Below are 20,769 nucleotides of genomic sequence, written 5' to 3' on the forward strand. Positions count from 1 at the left end.
AGCAGTACACCGAGGTATTCGTTAAGTTATGTTACCGGATAACCGCGATAGGACAATCTTGAATTCGGGTAGTATATGCAGGTGATAACATTTCACGTTTCATCTGCCATTCTTGATTAACTCCTTGCCCGATAAACGCAATTTTACTTTTACCGGATTGATTAATTTTGTCGATAGCCGCCATCAATGATTCACTGTTAATGTACGGTTTGCTCTCATCAAATAGACCCAATTGCGCGATACCCTGATTTGAAAAATCTCCCAACATAATACCTGCTTTCAGGTAATGGTGACCGGGTCGCCAAATTGCCGCTAGGCATTTGAGAGCTGCGGCAATAATATCCCTTGAATCCAAGGTCGGAAAGTTGAGGCGAGTGCTGGCGAGGTTACTGTAATAGACCTCGTTACGGGCAAAAGGGCTGGTTTTGATAAAGGTTGATACATGGCAACAGTATTGGTGCTCCTTGCGTAGCTTTTCTGCTGCTTTCTCGGCATAGCTACAAACGGCTTCATGCATACTTTGATATTCTGTAATGCGTTTACTAAATGAGCGCGAACAGATTATTTGTTGTTTTGTAGGTGCGAACTCAGCCACCGCCAGACAAGCTTCTCCGCGCAATTCTCGCACTGTCCGTTCCAGTACGACGCTAAAGTTTTTGCGAATAAGCGCGGGGCTGGCCTCTGATAATTGAAGGGCGGTGGTTATCCCCATCACTGCCAGCTTTTTTGCGGTACGCTGGCCCACGCCCCATACCTGTGCCGCTGGCATCAGCGCCAGCAATTTGCGTTGACGTATGGGATTGGACAAATCGACTACACCGCCCGTTTTATGCCATAACTTAGCAGCATGGTTTGCCAGCTTGGCGAGAGTCTTGCTTGGGGCGATGCCTACACCGACATTTAGGCCAGTCAATTTGCGTACTTTATCACGCACGCCCTGACCAAACTCTTCTAGTGTAATGCAATGCTGTACACCATTAAGATTGAGAAATGCCTCATCGATTGAGTAAATTTCAATCCCTGGGGCCAGTTGTTCAAGAATAGTCATGACCCGCGCAGACATATCACTGTAGAGTGCGTAATTACTGCTAAACGCGACAACACGATGCTGATGGATAACTTGCTGTATCTTGAAATAGGGTGCCCCCATTGGAATACCCACGACCTTAGCCTCTCGGCTACGGGCAATCACGCAGCCATCGTTATTGGATAACACCACCACAGGGCGACCATACAAATCAGGCCTGAATACCGTTTCACAACTGGCATAAAATGAGTTCACGTCAACGAGAGCAAACATTATCGTAACTTATTGATGCTAAATACAATGACGCCAAAGATAACCCACTCTTCATCCCCTTCACATAATATGAGTGGGGGAGTGGCTGCATTCAGCGCCTCAAGGCGGGGAACCGGTCGTAAATAAAGCCGCTTAATATTGAACTCACCCCCGATGGTTGCAACGACAATATCGCCGTGCTGTGCCTGCAAACTGCGATCTATCACCAGCAGTGCGCCGTTGTTAATACCTGCATCACTCAGGGCGTCACCCTTGGCGGTCATGAAAAAGGTGGCGGCTGGGTGCTCAATGCAGTGTTCATTAAGGTCGATTCTCTTTTCAATATAGTCCTGTGCAGCATTGCCGAATGCACCCATAAAGCCTCCAAATGCGTTATCTAAGGGGAGAGCGTGATAACAAAAAAACGACTGATTTACAAAATAACTGGTTATGCATACAGTATATGCGGCGAGGTGTGGACAGAAAAGCCCTGAAGAGATATTTTTATTCAGTATATTGATTTATAAGAAGAGAAAGTTATCTATCAGGATGGAATAGATGAAACGTAGCGCTACCTGGCTGAATGGCGGCTGAGAGGATGTCGATATCGTTTAATTATAATTAATAGCTAAATAATTACTTTTGTAGGTAGGTGCTGCTCATTAATTCCTCTATTGTTATTCTCTTCATCACCTCCGTCGCCAGTTAAGAATATGACTAGTCACGTTATATCATCGTGTTGGCAGCGGCGCTGGCTATTGTCATATAACAAGGGATAAAGAATGAAATTAGAAACATTATCTATTCATGCAGGTTATTCACCGGACCCCACCACCAAAGCCGTTGCGGTACCTATTTACCAGACTTCCTCCTTTGCTTTTGACGATACCCAGCATGGCGCTGATTTGTTTGATTTAAAAGTCGCCGGCAATATTTACTCGCGCATCATGAACCCCACCAATGATGTACTGGAGAAACGGGTTGCCGCTCTCGAAGGGGGGATTGCCGCTCTGGCCGTGGCTTCCGGTATGGCGGCGATTACTTATGCTATCCAAACCATTGCCGAAGTGGGGGATAATATTGTGTCGGTGGCCAAGTTGTACGGCGGGACTTACAATCTGCTGGCGCATACGTTACCGCGTTATGGGATAGAAACCCGTTTTGCCGATCATGATGATATCGCCGCATTGGAAGCCTTAATCGATGACCGAACTAAAGCAGTTTTCTGTGAATCAATTGGTAATCCTGCTGGGAATATTGTTGATTTGAAAAAATTGGCTGATGCGGCTCATCGCCATGGTGTGCCATTGATTGTCGATAATACTGTCGCAACACCAATCTTGTGTCGACCATTTGAACACGGTGCGGATATTGTGGTTCATTCATTGACCAAATATATCGGCGGTCATGGTTCCAGTATTGGCGGTATCGTGGTGGATTCGGGTAAGTTCCCTTGGACGCAATACCCTGAGCGTTTTGCTCAATTAAATACCCCTGATCCGTCATATCATGGCGTGACCTATACCGAGCAATTCGGCGCGGCTGCCTATATTGGTCGTTGCCGGGTGGTGCCATTGCGCAATACTGGCGCTGCGTTATCGCCGTTCAATGCTTTCCTGATTTTGCAGGGGCTGGAAACATTGGCTTTGCGTATGGAGCGTCATACTGAAAATGCGCTGAAAGTCGCGCACTATTTGCAAAACCATCCACAAGTCAGTTGGGTTAAATACGCAGGCTTACCTGATCATCCTGAGCATGAACTGGCCCAGCGCTATTTAGGTGGCAAACCAGCCTCAATATTGTCATTTGGTATTCATGGCGGCCAGGAGGCGGGCGGGCGTTTTATAGATGCGCTGAATTTGATCGTGCGCTTAGTGAATATTGGTGATGCCAAATCACTGGCTTGCCACCCAGCGTCAACCACCCACCGTCAGCTTAACGATGAAGAGCTGATCAAGGCGGGCGTACCACGGGATATGGTGCGTCTATCGATTGGTATTGAGCATATTGATGACATTCTCAATGATCTTGCTCAGGCACTGGATGCTGCCAAGTCTTAGTCCGGCATTATTATAAGTTCTAATGGAGAACGGCCGGTAACTTAAGGGGAACCGGCCGAGAATATTTGAATAGATTTAACGTGTCGCTAGCGTTGCAGCAATGACATCTGCATAAGGCGTTGTCGGTCGGCCAATCAGTTTGCTCAATGTATGACTGTCATCAAACAGCCCCCCTTTAGCTGCGCCAGCATCAGAATCTGCTAATAGGCTGGCGAAAACATCAGGTAAACCGGCATCGAGCAATGCTTGCTTGAAATCGGCTTCAGACAAATCGTGGTACACCACAGCTTTACCTGACTGGCGGGCAATTTCTGCCGAGAATTCAGCCAGTGTATAGATATCGTCACCGGCTAATTCGTAAACTTTACCCGCCTGGTTTCCCTGCGTTAGCACCACAGCGGCCGCTTCGGCATAGTCTTCACGTGCGGCAGAGGCGATACGCCCCTCAGCTACTGCGCCGATAAATGCGCCGTGTGCCAGGGCTGGCGCGATACTTGCTGCATAGTTCTCGGTATACCAGCCGTTACGCAATAACACCACGGGCAGACCTGATTCACGTAATAGTGCTTCGGTGGCCCGGTGTTCTTCGCCTAACCCCAGTGGGCTTTTATCCGCATGTAACAAACTGGTATATGCCAACAATTTAACACCTGCACGCTTGGCCGCCGCGATCACGGCGCTATGTTGGGCAATACGCTGACCCACTTCACTCGATGAAATTAACAGTAGTTTATCAACACCTTGAAAGGCGGTATCCAGCGTGGCTGGCTGGCTATAGTCAGCTTTGCGGATTTGAACACCTAACGCCGCCAGCTCGTGGGCTTTGTCCGGGGTACGTACCGCAGCAATAATCTCACTGGCTGGCACTTTTTTAAGTAATGCATTGATAACAAGGCGGCCCAATTGGCCTGTGGCACCGGTTACTGCGATCATAATGACACTCCAGATTTGATGTTATGAGAAAGATGACAGACAGTTGGCAAAGAATAAAACCGCATAATTGGCCAGAAAGTTGCCCTTAAGTTCATCATATGCAATATACTAACTTTACGTAAGTACGCACCAAAAGGTTAGTATGAAAATAATAGAGCCGCAAAATTTGAGTCACACTGTTTCGTTTCCCGAACAAGTTCGGCGGGGTGAATTACTCAATGCTGATTGTCCCTCAAGAGAAGTGCTCAAGCGCGTAACCAGCCGTTGGGGGGTGTTAGCCTTGATTGCGTTAAGCAATGAGACTCTGCGTTTCAGTGCGTTGCGCAGAAAGATTGGCGGTGTTAGTGAAAAGATGCTGGCACAAACTCTGCAACACCTTGAAGAAGATGGTTTTGTTGAGCGTATTGCTTATCCGGTAGTACCACCTCATGTGGAATATAAATTAACGCCGTTGGGGAAAGAGATTCAGGAGCAGGTGGAAGGGCTGACTGTATGGCTTGAGGCCAATCTGCACCGTATTATGGCGCAACGACAACAGCGGGCAGAATTAACTACCAATACGTTGTAACAGCAGCCATGGCATCAACCATAGCTGCTGTTAGGATTTATCGCATAAAAGCATCACAGAGTTTTCAACGCTTCCACCGACTCGATAGCCATGGAGGCGATAAACTCGGTCACGCTATAATCGGCAACCGCATTAAACGGATCTTCGGCCAATATCTTATCCAGCTCTTCACGGGCAATACTTTTGGCCAAAATAATGCCACCGGTACGCGGCACTTTACGGCCTGATGCGATAAAAACACCTTGTGTATAGTACTTTTTCAACCACTCTTTATGACTTTCAGTGAGTGCTTCGACCACATCGATAGGTTGATGGTAAGTCAGACTGACAACAAACATGCGAAACTCCTTCAGGGCGAATGTCTAATTAAGATAACGCGTTGGCTGATGGCTGGCATCTTTAAAATGCATAATTATTAATTTTTATCTTAAGTTTTGGCCTTCATAGATAAATTTGGCATATCCAAAGCCATAATCGTTATTTCACCTTTGCGCGCGGCAGCATCTACCCTTAAAGCATCAGTTTCATCCCGCTAGATAAATAACGCAGAGGTAGCAATGGCTAAGATTACAGCATGGTTTATCGGGCTTCCCCTGTGGTGGTCAGCGCATTCAGCCGCGAGCGATACCGTCCCGCATCAAGCGGATGGTGCGCATCTATTAGAAACCATCAATGCTATTGGTGGGTTGTATGGTATTGAGTTTATCCATCACGATGGTGCTTAAACCGCACGGTGACTGCACTAGATGGCGGGCAGAAAATAAAATCATCTGCCCGGATAAACATATTTAACGGTAAGCGGCTAAAGCAGCTCGCATCCCCACACGTTTAATTGTTTGCAACTGTTCAGTAATGCTATTGGTGAGCTGCGGGATGTGATTGAGGTCTTGCCCCCAATGAGTGGCGTCGGCTAATACCAATTGCACTAATCCCTCCATCGGCAGTGAACCGGCGTCAACGTCGTGCCACATAGAGGCGAAACAATTTAGCCAGTGGGCATCATCCTGTAATGCAAAACATTCATCGTCACGTTTTCCTCGATAAAACATCAGTAAGGCGGCAAAGGCAAAGGTGAGTCGTGGCGGTAACTGCCCGTTATTTTGCTGGCTGGAGAGCAACTGAGGCAAAATACGGGTACGGAATTTGGTCATGCTATTGAGGGCAATAGACAGCAGTTGGTGCTGAATAAACGGGTTACGAAAACGGCTCAACACGGCTTGAGCAAAGGTTTGTAGCTCATCCGCGGGTAAATCCAAGACTGGAATAATCTCTTCGCTGATCAGTTGTGCGACGAATTGACTGATTTGCGTGTCGGCCATGGCCTCGCCGACTGTATTTAAACCCGCCAGAAATGCGACCGGCACCAATGCGGTATGAGCCCCATTGAGAATTGCCACTTTGCGTTCTTTATAGGGCTTAATATCATCGACGATTCGAATGTTTAGTGGGTATTGATTCAGACGTAGTTCCTGCGCTAATGATTGCGGTCCTTGGATCACCAACAGGTAAAAGTGTTCTGCGGTATCGAGGAATGCATCGTGATAACCCAGGTGGTTTTCCAGGGCGACAGCTTCATCACGGGGATAGCCGGTCACGATACGATCGACCAATGTAGAGCAAAACGTATTGTGCTGTAATAACCATTGACTGAAACCTTCGCCTAAATTCCAGCACTGCGCATAGCGTAGGACTAACTCCAGCAATGCTTCGCCGTTATAATCGATCAACTCACATGGCAATAGCACCCACCCCTTATCGGCTGCCCCGGAAAAATGTTGAAAGCGCTCAAACATGAGCCGCGTTAATTTCGCAGGATAACTGGCGGGAGGCGTATCACTAAACTTATCATCTTCCAGATAACTTATCCCAGCCTCCGTAGTATTGGAGAACACCCAGCGAATATCTTCATTACGGGCGAGGGCGAGGTAGCTGTCAAAGTCCTGATAAATATTGATTTCGCGGTTAACCGAGCGAATGATGCGTGCATCACTGACTTTCTCACCTTGTTCGTTTAAACCGCGAATAATTGTGGTGTATAAGCCATCCTGAGTATTAAGTGATGGGGGGAAATCACTGTTAATCGGGCGGACCACTACGACACCGGCATTAAGGTCGGTATGTTCATTTAGTCGGTCCAATTGCCAATCGACAAAGGCGCGCAGGAAGTTTCCTTCACCAAATTGAATCACTTTATCTGGGTGAGTACGGCCAGGAAAGTTTTCGCGGTTTAACGTTAGCATGGTGTTATATCCTTAAAATGAGTGAGATCAGAATTGAATAACGCCTTTGATAAGATCTTTATTCTTCACGACCTGCTGTTCATAAATATCTGCCAAGGTATTGAATTCAAAACGATGTGTCAGGATCATGTCCGCCGATAATTTGCCAGCGGCCATTAATTTCCCCACTTTGTCAAAATCCTCAAAGGTGGCATTTCTGCTGCCCATCATGGTGGTCTCTTTCTTATGGAAGTCAGGATCAGGGAAACTGAGATCACCTTTGAATAAGCCCACAAATACAATGCTGCCCCCGTGACGGATAAAGTTGAGGGTGTTATTCATTGCTCGTTGGTTACCTGTGGCATCAATAACTTTTAGTGGCAACATGCCAGCAAATTGCTGGCGTAAATTTTGCTCAAATCCGGCATCACTGGGATCTAATGTCCGGATATCCAACAGGTTTTCTACATGTTCACGGCGTTGTGCACTGGTGTCGGCCATCACTACATAGGCACCATCGGCTTGCGCAATGGCGGCCACACCCAAGCCAATTGGGCCAGCACCGACCACCAAAACATGCTCATCAGGATGAACATCGGCACGGCGCACAGCATGGGCGCTGATGGCAAAAGGTTCAATCAATGCAGCCGAGACGGGATCTACATCGTCGACCACCAATAAATTACTGACTGGGACGGATAAATACTCACTGAAACCCCCGTCTTGATGGACGCCAATAACAGAAATGTTTTCGCAGCAATTGGTTTTACCGCTGAGACAGGAATTACAGTGCTGGCAAGCAACATAAGGAATAACGGCAACGCGTTGCCCGGCATGCATATTATTGACGTTATCCCCTAGCGCTATTATTTCGCCACAAATTTCATGACCCAATACTCGGGGATAACTAAAGAACGGTTGATTACCTGCCCAGGCATGTATATCTGTGCCACAAATACCAACATTTAAAACCTTTATTAAGGCTTCATTAATTCTCGGTAACGGTTGAGTTCGTTTTTGATAAATAAGTTTGGTTGGTTCAAGGCAAACTAAAGTATTCATCGTGGTCATGACTATTCCTCCAAAAGGTGAGGTTTGATATTCATTAAAAATCACAACCAGGTTTAAATCGAATGTGATATTTGTGAGGGATGACGAATTATTCTGTTTTAAATTGGTTTTAAATGAATAAAAAACAGCTAAGGATAATCATGAGCAGAACACAAAATCTTCGTCACAATGTCATCAATCAGATGATCGACGCTATTGCCAAAGGGCATATTACATCACCACTTCCTTCTCAAGCTTCCCTAGCGGAAATGTACAGTATCAGCCGGACAACTGTGCGTAATACCCTGAGTCATTTAGATCACTGTGGCGTGTTGGAGAAGGTCGGCGACTACTACATTATTGTCAGAACACCCCAATCAGAGGACGGTTTTGATTGTATCAGTCAGTCACCAGACGCTCAGGCCGACGTATTTGAACGTGCTTTTTTTCAGATGATTAATCAACGTCAGCTTCGTGCAGGAGATTCATTTTCAGAGTTACAACTTGCTCGTGCCGCCAATGTCAGCGCCGTGGTGGTTCGTGAGTTCTTACTGCGTTTTTGTCGTTATGACCTCATTGTTAATATCCGCCGTGGTCAGTGGAGCATGAAAAAATTTGATCAAAACTATGCTGAAAAATTATTTGAGTTACGTGAAATGTTGGAAACGCATGCGCTAAATCGCTTTTTAAATCTTGCACATAGTGATGAACGTTGGCTGCAAGCCAAAGAGCTATTGGCTCGCCATCGGCAATTGCGGGATACCATTGGCAGCAGCTATCGCATGTTTTCACAGTTAGATCGTGATTTTCATACCCTGATACTTTCTGCCGCTAATAACCCATTTTTTAATCAATCTCTGGAGATTATTTCAGTTATTTTCCACTTCCATTATCAATGGGATGAGAGCGATTTAAAGCAGCGCAATATCGTGGCGATAGAAGAGCATATGGCGATTTTAAGTGCGTTAATCTTTCGCAATGATTTGGATGCGGTGCGCGAGTTACGGCGTCATCTGGATACTGCTAAGCAATCAATGATTCGCTCGATCACGCAATACAGCGAATGATTAACCACCTAGAGAGTATTGCTGAAAGCGCATACTAAGATAAAAAACTGGATAAAAAACCGCATAAAAAACCATTAAGGACAGATAAAATCCAGCAAACTATTAATCATCTCACGTATTCATCACAAAGATATGCTGTATATAGAATGCCCACACTAATCTGAATTTCAGTTAACTTTTCTCTCTATAGTTGACGCTGTAATAAGTCTTTTTTCTTGAGATTTTTATTTCCTAATAGATTCATATCGGACAGGTTTTTTTATGAATCGCAATGTGAATATATTATAAAGTTCAGGGGCTGGGCGTGGAAAAAAATAATGTCGTGATAAATAATGATGCGGGTGTATTAAACCCAACATCAGATGAAACCCCCAAGGCTATACTACATACAGAGCGTTCTAGTCGTATTAAAAGAATTCAAACCGTATCGATGGTTTTATTATTCTTGGCCGCAGTCATTAACTTTCTTGACCGTAGTTCTTTATCTGTAGCGAATTTAACCATTCGTGAAGAGCTAGGGCTAAGTGCCACGGAGATTGGTTTTCTGCTTTCCGCATTTTCTCTGGCATACGGTATTGCTCAACTGCCGTGTGGCCCGTTGTTAGACCGTAAAGGCCCGCGCATTATGTTAGGGCTAGGCATGTTTGTATGGTCATTCTTTCAGGCGCTATCCGGGGCTGTTCATACCTTTACGCAATTTATTCTGGTACGTATTGGGTTAGGTATCGGTGAGGCACCCATGAATCCTTGCGGTGTGAAGGTGATAAATGACTGGTTCAATATTAAAGAACGTGGCCTGCCTATGGGGATATTTAATTCTGCGTCGACAATCGGTTTAGCCATCAGTCCACCTATTCTGGCCGCCATGATGATGGTTATCGGTTGGCGTGGGATGTTTATTACCATTGGTCTTTTGGGGATCGTACTTTCTATCGGTTGGTATCTGCTTTACCGTAATCGTGACAGTATCAATTTAACCGAAGCAGAACAAAAATATCTTGATGCAGGCAGTGTTAATGTAAGTCGTAAGCCTATGAATTTTAAAGAATGGCGTGGCTTATTCCGTAATCGCACTATGTGGGGCATGATGCTGGGCTTCAGTGGCGTCAATTATACTGCATGGCTCTATCTGGCATGGCTGCCGGGCTATTTGCAGACAACGTATCATTTAAATCTTGCTAGCACTGGCATGTTTGCTTCTATTCCCTTTATTTTCGGCGCGGCAGGCATGTTATGTAATGGATTCGTTACCGATTTTCTGGTCCGCCAGGGTATGGCTCCTTTAAAAAGCCGCAAAATATGCATTGCGGTCGGTATGTTGCTGTCAGCGGCATTTACCTCTGTCGTCGTCCGTGCTGACACTACCGGGAGTGCGGTTATATTAATAGGCATGGCACTGTTCTGTATTCACTTCGCTGGGACATCATGCTGGGGGCTTATACATGTCGCGGTCTCTTCTCGTATGACTGCATCGGTTGGCAGCATACAGAATTTTGCCAGTTTCATATTTGCATCATTTGCACCGGTGATAACGGGTTGGATAGTTGATACCACTCACTCATTTAGCCTGGCATTAACCATCTGTTCTTGCGTTACTGTCCTCGGGGCTCTGTCTTACATATTCATTGTACGTGAACCCATTTTAGATACCGCAAAATAAAATGAGCAAGGCCGATCAGAACTCTCGATGAGATAACGATCGGCCTTTCTTGGTTATCTTTGTGGCTGGCAATGATGGCGGCGCTTAAACCAGGATTGCATCATGCCTGGGCGTGAGAACATCACTAAATTACCCAATAGGATGAGCAGTAAACCAATAATGGCATTCAGGTGCCAGTGATAGCCTTCATAGAAGGTTGATATGGTTAGGGCCACCAGCGGAAATAACAAGGTACTATAAGCCGCACCACTGGCTCCGATTCGTCCAATCAAGCTGAAATAGGCGGCAAATGCAATCACGGAACCGAAGATAGCCAGATACAACAATGAGCCAAGGTAACGTGGCGTGAGTTCGAGAGTAAAAGAGTGTTGTTGAATCATACTGAAAAGTCCCATCACTGCCGCACCATAAGTCATGGCATAAGCATTGGTTGACAGAATATCCAATCCCTTGCGTTGGTGGCGGCTACTGATCATATTACCCAGAGAAAAACCATAGGTACCCAGCAAACTTAAGCCAATACCTTTAAGTAATTCCGGGGCTATTTGTGTGGCGGTCAGATCTTGCCAGAACAAAGCAACAATACCTATCATGCCGAGGATACTGGCTGGCAGCAGGTTAGGGCTAAGGCGTTGGCGAAAGAAAAGCATGCCATTGATGGCATTAAACAGTACCGCCATTGAGAAAATAACCGATTCCAGGCCGCTACTGATATAAGCCGCAGCATGATAAAAACAGTAAAAATTAAAAGCAAAGACACAAACCCCTTGTGCCAGACAAAAAAGGTGGTCACGCACCGTGAGCTGGTGCAGTCGGCGGGCGAGCAGTAAAACGAGCATCATGACACCGGCCGCCAGCACAAACCGATAAAAAATGGACACAGTAATAGCAACATCACCTTGCTGTTGTAGGGTAATGGCAATCCAGGTCGTTCCCCAGATCAGTACAACTAACAAATATAGCAGCGCGTTCATCGTTATTTCTCATCACAGCTAGAAAACAGCAGTATCCGGTATAGGAAGGAGAGGCGCTTTCAGCGGCTTGCTTTAAATTGCAAAATCTTGCGCATTTTTACGATAAATCGCTGGAAAATATAGTCTGCCGTCTGGCAAGCCATTAAACTGGTTGCATCCGCGTACCGAAAGGAAGTCAGCGCAATGTTGGAACGGTATCAAGCCTTTGAAACCCTAAAAGAACACAAAGCGTGCTTGCATGATTGTGTGCAACTCGGCTCGGGTATTCAATTGGCAGCCTGGTCTAACCGTGATGACTGTATTACACAAGAAAGCCCTGATCACCACACCTTGAGCCTGTATGTTGCAGATGGCTATGAGTGCTATCACAAAACGCGCGCTGGCTGGAAAAATGGCGGTGGACCGGATCGTTTTTGTATTATGCCAAAGGGCAGCTTATCCAGTTGGGATGTGCGGGATGACCTGTCATTTGTACATTTGTATTGCACCGATAAGCATCTGCGCCAGCTAGCTGAACAAATTTGGGAGCGCAGCCCCCAGTCAATTCAGGTTGATGAACGAATTTTCGCAGAAGATCCGCAAATAACGTTGTTATATCGCCAATTTTTACTGAATTGTAACTGGCAAGAACAGGCCAATCATTTAGCCCTCAGTAGTGCTGCTACCTTGTTGATGACCCATTTATTAAAAAATTACACCCAGTTGCAGTGGGCGATCCCCGTAATTCGCGGTGGGTTGTCTCCGGCAGTGTTAAAACGGGTGAAAGAGTATATTGACGAACATCTTTCACAGCCGTTGCTGTTGTCAGATCTTGCTGAACAGGCAGGGTTGAGTGAGTTCCATTTCGCACGGATGTTTAAGCAGAGCACTGGGCTGTCACCACATCAATTTGTGTTGAAAGCGCGGTTATCTCGCGCAGACCAGCTATTGAGACATAGCATGATGCCGCTTATTCACATTGCCCTGGAGTGTGGTTTCAGCTCTGCCAGCCACTTCAGTAACTGTTTTAAAGTGGCCTATGGCCTAACGCCCTCGACTATTCGGCAACGCTAATCACAGCACGCTATAAGGGGCAACTTAGGTCACCTTCAGCACAATCAAGGAATGACTGTAGTTCTGCCGAGCGAGCTTCAGTTTTGTGGGTCAAACAAGCCGAGATAATCATAGGATGCACTGAACCGCCTTCGGTGGCTGAGGATTGGAAGGTACAATCTGCGTCACGGTATTTTATCCAAGTAAGTTGCGCACTCTTTAATAATGCTCTTTGGGCAACTGGGGTTTTGGCCAAAACTTGTTTATAAATACGGTTTAGTTCGGTATCGGCTTTCTTATAATCTAAATTTGCGCACTGGTTTATATCCAGTTGTGTCAGTGCGTTCTGGCAGTCAAGTGCCAATGCTTGGTCGACGGGTAATGCCAGTAGCGATATCAATATGATCTTCTTTAACATGATTATTTTTCCCAAATAATAGTCAAAAGATAATGTTAGCCCCACATTGAATAATGTGAGGCTCAGAATTATATTACATTGGTTTCTTAGGTGCCCACTCAATCTCTTTTTTCATCTCAGTAATTTTTTTGTTCGGTGATTTTTTACAAACATCAATCACTTTTGGTGTGTAGACCGGGTCTATTTCCTGGAAATCTACGCTATCGCCTTTTTTATACTGGATATCCCGGTTTAGGATCCAGAAAGCGACGGGGGTCATACTTTTCGGATTAAGATCAAGGAATTCTTTGCAGGTCATTTCTGTTGGGGTGGTGGGTGATGATGCTGCGAATACTGTGTTAACGGTTACGAGCATGAGTGTCACAATGACACTCTTAAGCAGTGATTTATAGAACATGACTATTTCCTTATCTATATATTAAATTTCAACTGATATTATTGTTACATGGATGAGAGTTATATCTCGTTATTTAGCATGAGCTATAAAGGTATATCTTGCCAGCGCCAAGCTTAAATTATCGGGATGAGGGATAAGACGGATTATTATTTTCTGCTAGCGTTCCTCTTATGTGTCTGATTTGCATGAAAGAGATTTAATAGCGATTTATATAAGATTGGTAAACGTAGCTATCAATAGTAATTGTTTATATTTTTTGTTTCTTTATTAACTATGACATGGCTATTTATTTTGAAATAAAAAGCAGAGCAACAAAATATGCCTGCTTTCAATTTATCTGTTGCTACAATACTATTAGCGATACTAATAAATATAACATTTTAAACTTTGTGGTTTTTATCTGATAGCGGTGGAGGGCATGGATACTTGCCATCATGTTGCGGCTGGTTTTTTGCTGGTTGGCTATCATGATGTTCTTTCGCTGGCGGCAACGGGCGGCCACTCTTGTCTTTCGGCGGTTCAGGTGGGCGTTTACATCTCACCCCCGATTGTTTTTGTGCTTCTTTATTAATAGGTTGTGTGGCAAAGCTAGAGGCTGCATTCAATAGCAACATTGATACACCACAAAACATCAGTAACTTCTTCATTCTCGCTCCAGTTATTCAATAGGAATACATCATTACCATAATGGATTGTTCTTTCAGTTTTCTTGGCGAGATTTGTAATGATATTATCAAGTTGAGTGTCTGTAGTTATCTATTAGAGAGTATCATCATTCCAAACCTACACTGATTCATTGGTGTATGTTATAGTTCACAGTGTTATTATTAGCGCCATCAGTAGACTGGTTATAATTTCATTTTTTCTTGTTCTAAATTATAGGTGATTTACTTTATGTCTTTATTTTCTTTTTATCATAACTGCCTGAATGCTTTGACTGGGAAAGTATTTGGTCAGCACCGTAAAGGTGAACCAGTGAAGAGAGAGAATGGGAAAGATAAATTATCTAATCTTCAACTGGATGTACTGTTGAATGCGGAAAAACAGGTCGCGATTATTACCACCGACTTAGAGAGTCGGATCACCATATTTAATGTGGGTGCGGAGCGAATGTTTGGCTATTCTAAAGATGAAGTCTTGGGAAGCCCTATTTCGGATATACTGCACATTCCAGAGTTTGGTAAGGATCAAGCTGAGCTGGATTATTTATTGCTTAATCGGCGTGATGCCAGCGAGTGGTGTTATCAGCGCCAAGATGGGAAACGTTTCTGGGGAGCACTTAGTGTCCATGAAATAACTGCCGATAATAACCAGACCGTGGGTTATATTAGTGTGATTGCTGATGTTTCGGAAAGAAAATTCCTGCTGATGAAGCTGGAAGAAAGTAAGCAGATGATGGATCGTTTAACTAAGAATTTACCAGCAATGATTTATGCTTATTATTTAGATGCAGAGGGTAAATCTTATTTTAAATATTGTAGCGAGGGTGTCAGAAAAATATTTGCTCTGTCACCGGCTGATGTTTTGTATGTGCCCAGAGAGGAAAACCCTCTGTTTAGCCGCGTGCATACTGACGATATGGATATGCTAAAACAGGCGGTAGCCATCTCTCAACAGAATCTATCTGTCTGGCGCTGCGATTTTCGCGTGGTGTTGCCGGGCAAAGGTACACACTGGCTCCATGGTGAGTCTTTCCCGACGCTTCAGGATGATGGGGCTGTTATTTGGTATGGCTCGTTTTTCGATATTACTGAACTTAAACAGTCAGAATCGATCCTCAAGGCGTTGTCACAAACCGATGTATTAACTGGGGTAGCCAATCGTCGCCACTTTGATGATATCTATCAGCACATCTGGCAAAAAAACCAGATCGAAGGCGGTTCTCTGTCTGTGTTGATGATCGATTTTGATAATTTCAAAAGCTTTAACGACCTTTATGGTCATGCAATGGGGGATGTTTGTTTGAAATCCATTGTCGAAACTTTGTCAAAATCTATTCGTGGTGGTTCAGACATTTTGGCGCGCTATGGCGGCGAGGAGTTTATTGTATTGCTAGCACCCAGTACCCTGGCGGATGCGAAAGCGGTTGCCGAGCGCATGCGTCACTCCATTGAGGAGTTAGATATTCCCCATGGGATATCGCCAGAGGGGCGGGTGACCATCAGCATTGGTGTGGCTTCGGTATCCGCGCCGGGTGAGTCTATTTCGGCGACAGACTTGTCGGATGCTGCGGATAAAGCGTTATATCGGGCGAAAACCACGGGGAAAAACCGCGTGGAAGCGGTGGTGCTGAACTGATACGTAAAGAGCGTGTGGGGCAGGGAAGAGAGTCATTACTGCCCCACAGAGAGTCGATTTAGGATAGTTAATGTTGTAACGGTCAACTAAAACCGGACACGGATTTAGGCACATTGCTGTAGTCGGCGTTCATATTCATCCGGCGATATATTTCCCAGCCGATAATGCCGCCTTTTCAGATTATAAAAACTGTCAATATAATCGATAACATCAGCGATACCCTGACTTCGGGTTTCATAACGACGATAGTTAACCCTCTCAGCTTTCAGGCTGCGGAAAAACCTTTCCGTAACAGCATTATCCAGGCAGTTACCTTTTCGGCTCATGCTACCTGTAACATCCAGCTCCTGCTGGCAGCATTGGAACTGCGCGCTGGTATATTGCGACCCTTGATCGCTATGGAACACCACAGACCCTGTGGGTCGTCGTTTATTGACCGCCAGCCTTAAGGCCCGGACAGTCAAGTCGCTGTCCGGTTTATCTGAGAAGGCCCAACTCACTATTTTTCTTGAACATAAGTCCATCACGATAGCCAGATATAACCAGCCCTGAGCGGTACGCAGATAGGTAATATCACCTGACCACCAGGTATTCAATGTCTCTGGATTAAACTGCCGGTTCAACAGATTAGCGGCCACGACAGCGGGTTTTCCACCGCGTGGATAGCGATGACGCCCGGGCCGTTTAGCTACCAGTAATAAGTTTTTCATTATCTGCCGAACGCGGTATCTGCCCACGTTAAAACCTTGTTCCCGTAACTCGATGCACATGCGCCGGCTGCCATATGTGGCATCCATTTCAGCGTGAACATGCTTAGCCGCCGCGTGCAACATCAGAACATCGGGCTTGATCATTAGCCGACGACTACGGGCATAAAATACGCTGCGCGTGAGCGATAAGCAGCGGCATACCTGTTGGATATTTGCACCGACCTTCTTCAGTTTCACCGCGACTTTTTGTCGTTGTTCATTTCCATGGCGAAGAAGGCCGAAGCCTTTTTTAACAGGTCATTGTCGCTCTGCAACTGCCGTACCTGCTTTTCAAGTTCTTGTATTCGCCGTTGTTCCGGTGTTATAGCACTGGCTATCGGTGTATTTCCGCGGATCTCTCCGCGATACTGCCTTAGCCAGCGTTGTAAGGTTGAAAGGCCAATATTCATTGTTTCAGCGGCCTGAGTCACCGGGTACTTATGTTGAAGAACCAGATTGATGCACTCTTGTTTAAACTCATGAGTAAATGATTTTTTTCGCATTCTCACCTCGTTAGTGTTGCTCATTATATCTCTAACAAAGTGTCCGGAATGATTAGACCACTACAATGTCTAGTTGTCGTGATCCTGAGCTTCACGCAGGCGTTCTTGCTCTTCAGCTATAACCGCTTTGATTTCCTCCAGTACACCCTCAACATCAGCCGCTTCGGTGCTTTCTGCAAACTCACCAGTCAGTTGCGTTTCTGGATGCAGTTTACCATCCTCATAAAGTGCCCACATCTCTTTGGCATACTTACGATTAAGCAGTTCTGGTGCGTATTGGCCATAATAGTGTGTCATGTTTGCGACATCCCGCTCCAGCATGGCTTTAGCATGATTGTTCGCCGCAGCATTGACGGCTTGCGGTAAATCGATAATGACCGGGCCCTCTTTATCAATTAAGACATTAAACTCTGATAAATCGCCATGAACCAGACCGGCGCAAAGCATCCGTACCACATATTGGATCATCAACGCATGGTCAATCAGCGCTTGTTCTCTGCTAAATGGCACATCACTCAGGCGGGGGGCGGCAAGGCCATCTGCATCGGTGACCAGTTCCATCAATAAAACACCATCAAGGCATGCATAAGGTTGAGGTACCCGAACACCGGCATTGGCGAGCAGGTACAAGGCATCCACCTCGGCAGTTTGCCAGGTCTCTTCCTGTTGCTTGCGGCCAAATTTAGAACCTTTGGCCATGGCTCGCGCGTCACGACTATTACGAACCTTACGCCCTTCCTGATACTGAACAGCCTGTTTGAAACTGCGGTTTTCAGCTTCTTTATAGACTTTAGCGCAGCGGATATCCTGCCCACAACGGACAACGTATACATCAGCTTCTTTGCCACTTTTCAAACGACGGATGACTTCGTCAACCAAGCCGTCATCAACCAGCGGTTGGATTCGTTTTGGAATTTTCATGGCGTCCTTGTACCCTATTTAAGCCCGCGATGGAATGGCTTTGGCTGAATTTTCCTTCAGTTTACCATTCGCGCCCATCAGCGGGTGGGTTTTTACTGAGTATCAGGCAGCACTGAACTGGGCATTATGCAATTTTGCATAGGCACCTTTACGGGCCAGCAATTCATAATGGTCGCCCTGTTCCACAATCCCTTCCTTATCGACCACAATGATACGATCGGCATTTTGAATTGTGGCTAAGCGATGGGCAATCACCAACGTCGTTCTGCCTTGTGATAATTCCGTTAGCGCAAGCTGGATGGCTTGTTCAGTGGCAGTATCAAGCGCGGAGGTGGCTTCATCCAGAATCAAAATCGGTGGATTTTTCAGGAAAATACGTGCAATTGACAAGCGCTGTTTCTGCCCACCGGATAATTTCACTCCGCGCTCACCAACAACGGTATCCAGTCCATCAGGCAAGCTTTCAATCAACTCATCTAGCCGGGCTTGTTGTGCTGCAACCATTATTTCATCGTCGCTGGCATCGAGTTTACCGTAAGCAATATTCTCACGGATAGATCCGCCGAATAAGAAAACGTCCTGCTGAACAATACCGATATTATTACGCAATGATTGCTGAGTCATATCACGGATATCAATACCATCAATCGTGATTGCCCCCTCATCGAGTTCATAAAAGCGGGGCAGCAGTGAGCATAACGTGGTTTTACCCGCCCCCGATGGCCCGACGAATGCCACGGTTTCGCCAGCCCGGATTTGCAGGTTCAAATGGGTGAAAATTTTATTCTGCGGTGAATAACCGAAACTGACATTGTGATAACAAATATCGCCATGCAAATGGCCAACAGGGCGAGCGTTTGGTCGGTCAACAATATCAGGCAGTGTATCTATCAATTGAGTGAATCGCTTAAAACCGGCAATTCCTTTCGGATAACTTTCCAGGACTGAGGTTATTTTCGCCACCGGGCGAAAAAACACTTCAACTAATAACAGAAATCCGACAAAACCGCCGTAACTCAACTGGTCATGCACGACGTACCAGGTACCGGCAACCATCACAATTAACTGCACCAGACGGGTACTGAGGTAGCTCATAGTCATACTGGTGGTCATGATGCGGTAAGCCCGCAATTTGGTGGTGCGGTAGCTTTCGTTATCTGCGGCGAACAATTTCTTTTCATGAGATTCATTAGCGAAAGCTTTGACGACACGAATACCGCCGATACTTTCCTCAATGCGGGCATTAAAATTGCCAACTTGACCAAACAGTTTGCGCCAGGTTTCGGTCATCTGTGAACCGTAGCGGCTGACCAGATAGGTCATAAAGGGTACGATGATGATGGTGAGCATCGCCAGTGGTAAATGGACGGATGCCATCAAAATGAATGCACCGATAAAGGTCATAATGGCAATAAAAAGATCTTCAGGACCGTGGTGGGCAATTTCTCCAACCTCTTCAAGGTCTTTGGTGACGTGGGTGATAATATGGCCGGTCTTCATATTGTCGTAATAGCTAAATGATAATTTTTGCAGATGGCTAAAAGCCTGGCGACGCATGTCGGTTTCGATACCCACACCCAATGCGTGCCCCCAGTAGTTAACAATCGCCATTAGCGCAGTATTGAGCAGATAAATCATCAACAGGCCAGTTGCCGCCCAAACGATCAACACCCAATCTTGATTGGGAAGTAATTTATCAATGAACAGTTTTACCGCCATCGGGAAACTCAGCTCCAGCAGCCCGGCCAAAATGGCACAGCCAAAGTCCAGATAAAAAAGCCCTTTGTACGGGGCATAATAAGAAAAGAAACGGCGGAGCATTGGGGTATCCTTACAATTACAGAGGAGAAATCGGTACAAATGTCGGAAAAGCTGTTCGCTGCATTATAAATGTAAATGGTTCTTAATAGCATTTATTTTGCTATTTATTATCCGATAATAGAATTCTTATCTGTGAGAATATGCATTGAAGCCAAGATTATATCGAGTATTGTTAGTCAGATAATAGCGAGGAGCAGTAGCAATGAATTTGACCATGACAGATGCCCCAACGACTGAAGATATTGCAGAAATCATTGAGGGGTTGAAGGCTTTTAACCGTAAATTTGTTGGTGATAATGGTCGTAAACCATTAGCCGTATTTATCACAGGAGAAGATGGCGAAAAGTTGGGAGGGATTACCGGATATACATTAGGTAATTGCCTGAGTATTGAATTGTTATGGGTATCGGATGCATTACGTCACTCAGGGGCTGGTACTAACTTGATGAACGCAGCCGAACAGGAAGCAATACAGCGGGGATGCAAGTTTGCCCAAGTAGATACATTCAGCTTCCAGGCTCGCCCGTTCTATGAAAAACAGGGTTATCAATTGAAAATGACGCTAGAAAATGTACTGGGTGAGTACCACCGTTATTATTTGACTAAAAATCTGATTAACTAGTTTGGCAGCACAAACCGACTATGCGCAGTTTAAATTCAAATGGTATCAAGACCTATGTCTAATAGGTCTATTTTGTCACTGATACATAAAGAGGCTACCGCTGTGAGTGTATATACGCCTTAATATTAGTGTCACGCCCACTCAACAGTGAATATTCAGCTTTTAAAGGAGGCTCACATTTTCTCTGAATTGCATCTA

The 20,769-nt window shown here is 45.4% G+C and carries 22 protein-coding genes; 8 read left to right on the forward strand and 14 right to left on the reverse strand.

Annotated features, from left to right (window positions below):
- Positions 1-31: 31 nt before the first annotated feature.
- Positions 32-1,300, reverse strand: a complete 1,269-nt coding sequence (gene umuC / locus V1955_RS08985) for a translesion error-prone DNA polymerase V subunit UmuC (RefSeq protein WP_083158560.1) — start codon at positions 1,298-1,300, stop codon at positions 32-34.
- Positions 1,300-1,656, reverse strand: a complete 357-nt coding sequence (umuD, locus tag V1955_RS08990) for a translesion error-prone DNA polymerase V autoproteolytic subunit (RefSeq protein ID WP_032905840.1) — start codon at positions 1,654-1,656, stop codon at positions 1,300-1,302. The genes umuC and umuD overlap by 1 nt, the downstream gene beginning before the upstream one ends.
- Before the next feature lie 405 nt (positions 1,657-2,061).
- Here umuD and V1955_RS08995 point away from each other — a divergent pair, with 405 nt between their 5' ends.
- Positions 2,062-3,339, forward strand: a complete 1,278-nt coding sequence (locus V1955_RS08995) for a bifunctional O-acetylhomoserine aminocarboxypropyltransferase/cysteine synthase (protein WP_372559236.1) — start codon at positions 2,062-2,064, stop codon at positions 3,337-3,339.
- A 75-nt stretch (positions 3,340-3,414) separates the two neighbouring features.
- Here the strand turns inward: V1955_RS08995 and V1955_RS09000 are convergent, their stop codons facing one another.
- The gene (locus tag V1955_RS09000; RefSeq protein ID WP_372569276.1) at positions 3,415-4,272 is read right to left on the reverse strand and encodes an SDR family oxidoreductase; all 858 of its coding nucleotides are present in this window, start codon (positions 4,270-4,272) and stop codon (positions 3,415-3,417) included.
- 142 nt (positions 4,273-4,414) lie between these two features.
- Here V1955_RS09000 and V1955_RS09005 point away from each other — a divergent pair, with 142 nt between their 5' ends.
- Complete coding sequence (locus V1955_RS09005; RefSeq protein ID WP_083158563.1) at positions 4,415-4,840, forward strand: winged helix-turn-helix transcriptional regulator; 426 nt, start codon at positions 4,415-4,417, stop codon at positions 4,838-4,840.
- A 53-nt stretch (positions 4,841-4,893) separates the two neighbouring features.
- Here the strand turns inward: V1955_RS09005 and V1955_RS09010 are convergent, their stop codons facing one another.
- Positions 4,894-5,178, reverse strand: coding sequence for a YciI family protein (locus V1955_RS09010; RefSeq protein WP_083158564.1), 285 nt, complete (start codon positions 5,176-5,178; stop codon positions 4,894-4,896).
- Between the two features lie 219 nt (positions 5,179-5,397).
- On the opposite strand from V1955_RS09010, the gene V1955_RS09015 reads away from it, so the two are divergent.
- A complete protein-coding gene (locus V1955_RS09015; RefSeq protein WP_420073627.1) occupies positions 5,398-5,565 on the forward strand; it encodes a hypothetical protein in 168 nt (55 codons plus the stop codon).
- 63 nt (positions 5,566-5,628) lie between these two features.
- Here the strand turns inward: V1955_RS09015 and V1955_RS09020 are convergent, their stop codons facing one another.
- Both V1955_RS09020 and V1955_RS09025 read right to left on the reverse strand, forming a co-directional pair.
- Positions 5,629-7,080: a tagaturonate reductase gene (locus tag V1955_RS09020; RefSeq protein WP_372569275.1), complete on the reverse strand. Its 1,452-nt coding sequence runs from the start codon at positions 7,078-7,080 to the stop codon at positions 5,629-5,631.
- 27 nt (positions 7,081-7,107) lie between these two features.
- Positions 7,108-8,130 (reverse strand): zinc-binding alcohol dehydrogenase family protein, encoded by a 1,023-nt coding sequence (locus V1955_RS09025; RefSeq protein WP_083158566.1) that lies wholly within the window; start codon positions 8,128-8,130, stop codon positions 7,108-7,110.
- A 140-nt stretch (positions 8,131-8,270) separates the two neighbouring features.
- Here V1955_RS09025 and V1955_RS09030 point away from each other — a divergent pair, with 140 nt between their 5' ends.
- Together V1955_RS09030 and V1955_RS09035 are read left to right on the forward strand one after the other, a co-directional pair.
- Complete coding sequence (locus V1955_RS09030; protein WP_083158567.1) at positions 8,271-9,176, forward strand: GntR family transcriptional regulator; 906 nt, start codon at positions 8,271-8,273, stop codon at positions 9,174-9,176.
- A gap of 430 nt (positions 9,177-9,606) precedes the next feature.
- Positions 9,607-10,836 (forward strand): MFS transporter, encoded by a 1,230-nt coding sequence (locus V1955_RS09035; RefSeq protein WP_372569887.1) that lies wholly within the window; start codon positions 9,607-9,609, stop codon positions 10,834-10,836.
- A gap of 53 nt (positions 10,837-10,889) precedes the next feature.
- Here V1955_RS09035 and V1955_RS09040 read toward each other — a convergent pair whose 3' ends face one another.
- A complete protein-coding gene (locus V1955_RS09040) occupies positions 10,890-11,810 on the reverse strand; it encodes a DMT family transporter (RefSeq protein WP_083158568.1) in 921 nt (306 codons plus the stop codon).
- Positions 11,811-11,993: 183 nt separating this feature from the next.
- Here V1955_RS09040 and V1955_RS09045 point away from each other — a divergent pair, with 183 nt between their 5' ends.
- On the forward strand, positions 11,994-12,863 hold the full coding sequence (locus V1955_RS09045) for a helix-turn-helix domain-containing protein (protein WP_083158569.1): 870 nt from the start codon (positions 11,994-11,996) through the stop codon (positions 12,861-12,863).
- A 10-nt stretch (positions 12,864-12,873) separates the two neighbouring features.
- On the opposite strand, the gene V1955_RS09050 is transcribed toward V1955_RS09045, so the two are convergent.
- From V1955_RS09050 to V1955_RS09060, 3 genes are all read right to left on the reverse strand, one after another.
- On the reverse strand, positions 12,874-13,260 hold the full coding sequence (locus V1955_RS09050; protein ID WP_372569271.1) for a lysozyme inhibitor LprI family protein: 387 nt from the start codon (positions 13,258-13,260) through the stop codon (positions 12,874-12,876).
- A 73-nt stretch (positions 13,261-13,333) separates the two neighbouring features.
- Positions 13,334-13,657: an acid-activated periplasmic chaperone HdeB gene (hdeB, locus tag V1955_RS09055; RefSeq protein ID WP_442820807.1), complete on the reverse strand. Its 324-nt coding sequence runs from the start codon at positions 13,655-13,657 to the stop codon at positions 13,334-13,336.
- A 380-nt stretch (positions 13,658-14,037) separates the two neighbouring features.
- Positions 14,038-14,304 carry a hypothetical protein gene (locus V1955_RS09060; RefSeq protein WP_083158572.1) on the reverse strand — a complete coding sequence of 89 codons (267 nt, stop codon included), beginning with the start codon at positions 14,302-14,304 and terminating at the stop codon, positions 14,038-14,040.
- Positions 14,305-14,551: 247 nt separating this feature from the next.
- Between V1955_RS09060 and V1955_RS09065 the strand changes: the two genes are divergently transcribed.
- The gene (locus V1955_RS09065) at positions 14,552-15,955 is read left to right on the forward strand and encodes a sensor domain-containing diguanylate cyclase (protein WP_442820808.1); all 1,404 of its coding nucleotides are present in this window, start codon (positions 14,552-14,554) and stop codon (positions 15,953-15,955) included.
- A gap of 104 nt (positions 15,956-16,059) precedes the next feature.
- Here the strand turns inward: V1955_RS09065 and V1955_RS09070 are convergent, their stop codons facing one another.
- The 4 genes from V1955_RS09070 to V1955_RS09085 form a co-directional block, all read right to left on the reverse strand.
- Complete coding sequence (locus V1955_RS09070) at positions 16,060-16,902, reverse strand: IS3 family transposase (protein WP_342222724.1); 843 nt, start codon at positions 16,900-16,902, stop codon at positions 16,060-16,062.
- The gene (locus tag V1955_RS09075) at positions 16,899-17,207 is read right to left on the reverse strand and encodes a transposase (RefSeq protein ID WP_050136220.1); all 309 of its coding nucleotides are present in this window, start codon (positions 17,205-17,207) and stop codon (positions 16,899-16,901) included. The genes V1955_RS09070 and V1955_RS09075 overlap by 4 nt, the downstream gene beginning before the upstream one ends.
- A gap of 69 nt (positions 17,208-17,276) precedes the next feature.
- The gene (locus V1955_RS09080) at positions 17,277-18,128 is read right to left on the reverse strand and encodes a PA4780 family RIO1-like protein kinase (RefSeq protein WP_083158573.1); all 852 of its coding nucleotides are present in this window, start codon (positions 18,126-18,128) and stop codon (positions 17,277-17,279) included.
- 102 nt (positions 18,129-18,230) lie between these two features.
- Positions 18,231-19,949, reverse strand: a complete 1,719-nt coding sequence (locus V1955_RS09085; protein ID WP_442820809.1) for an ABC transporter ATP-binding protein — start codon at positions 19,947-19,949, stop codon at positions 18,231-18,233.
- Positions 19,950-20,151: 202 nt separating this feature from the next.
- On the opposite strand from V1955_RS09085, the gene V1955_RS09090 reads away from it, so the two are divergent.
- On the forward strand, positions 20,152-20,571 hold the full coding sequence (locus V1955_RS09090; RefSeq protein ID WP_420073734.1) for a GNAT family N-acetyltransferase: 420 nt from the start codon (positions 20,152-20,154) through the stop codon (positions 20,569-20,571).
- Positions 20,572-20,769 lie beyond the last annotated feature (198 nt).

Source organism: Yersinia sp. 2545 StPb PI (assembly GCF_052217125.1).
GTDB lineage: Bacteria > Pseudomonadota > Gammaproteobacteria > Enterobacterales > Enterobacteriaceae > Yersinia > Yersinia enterocolitica_E.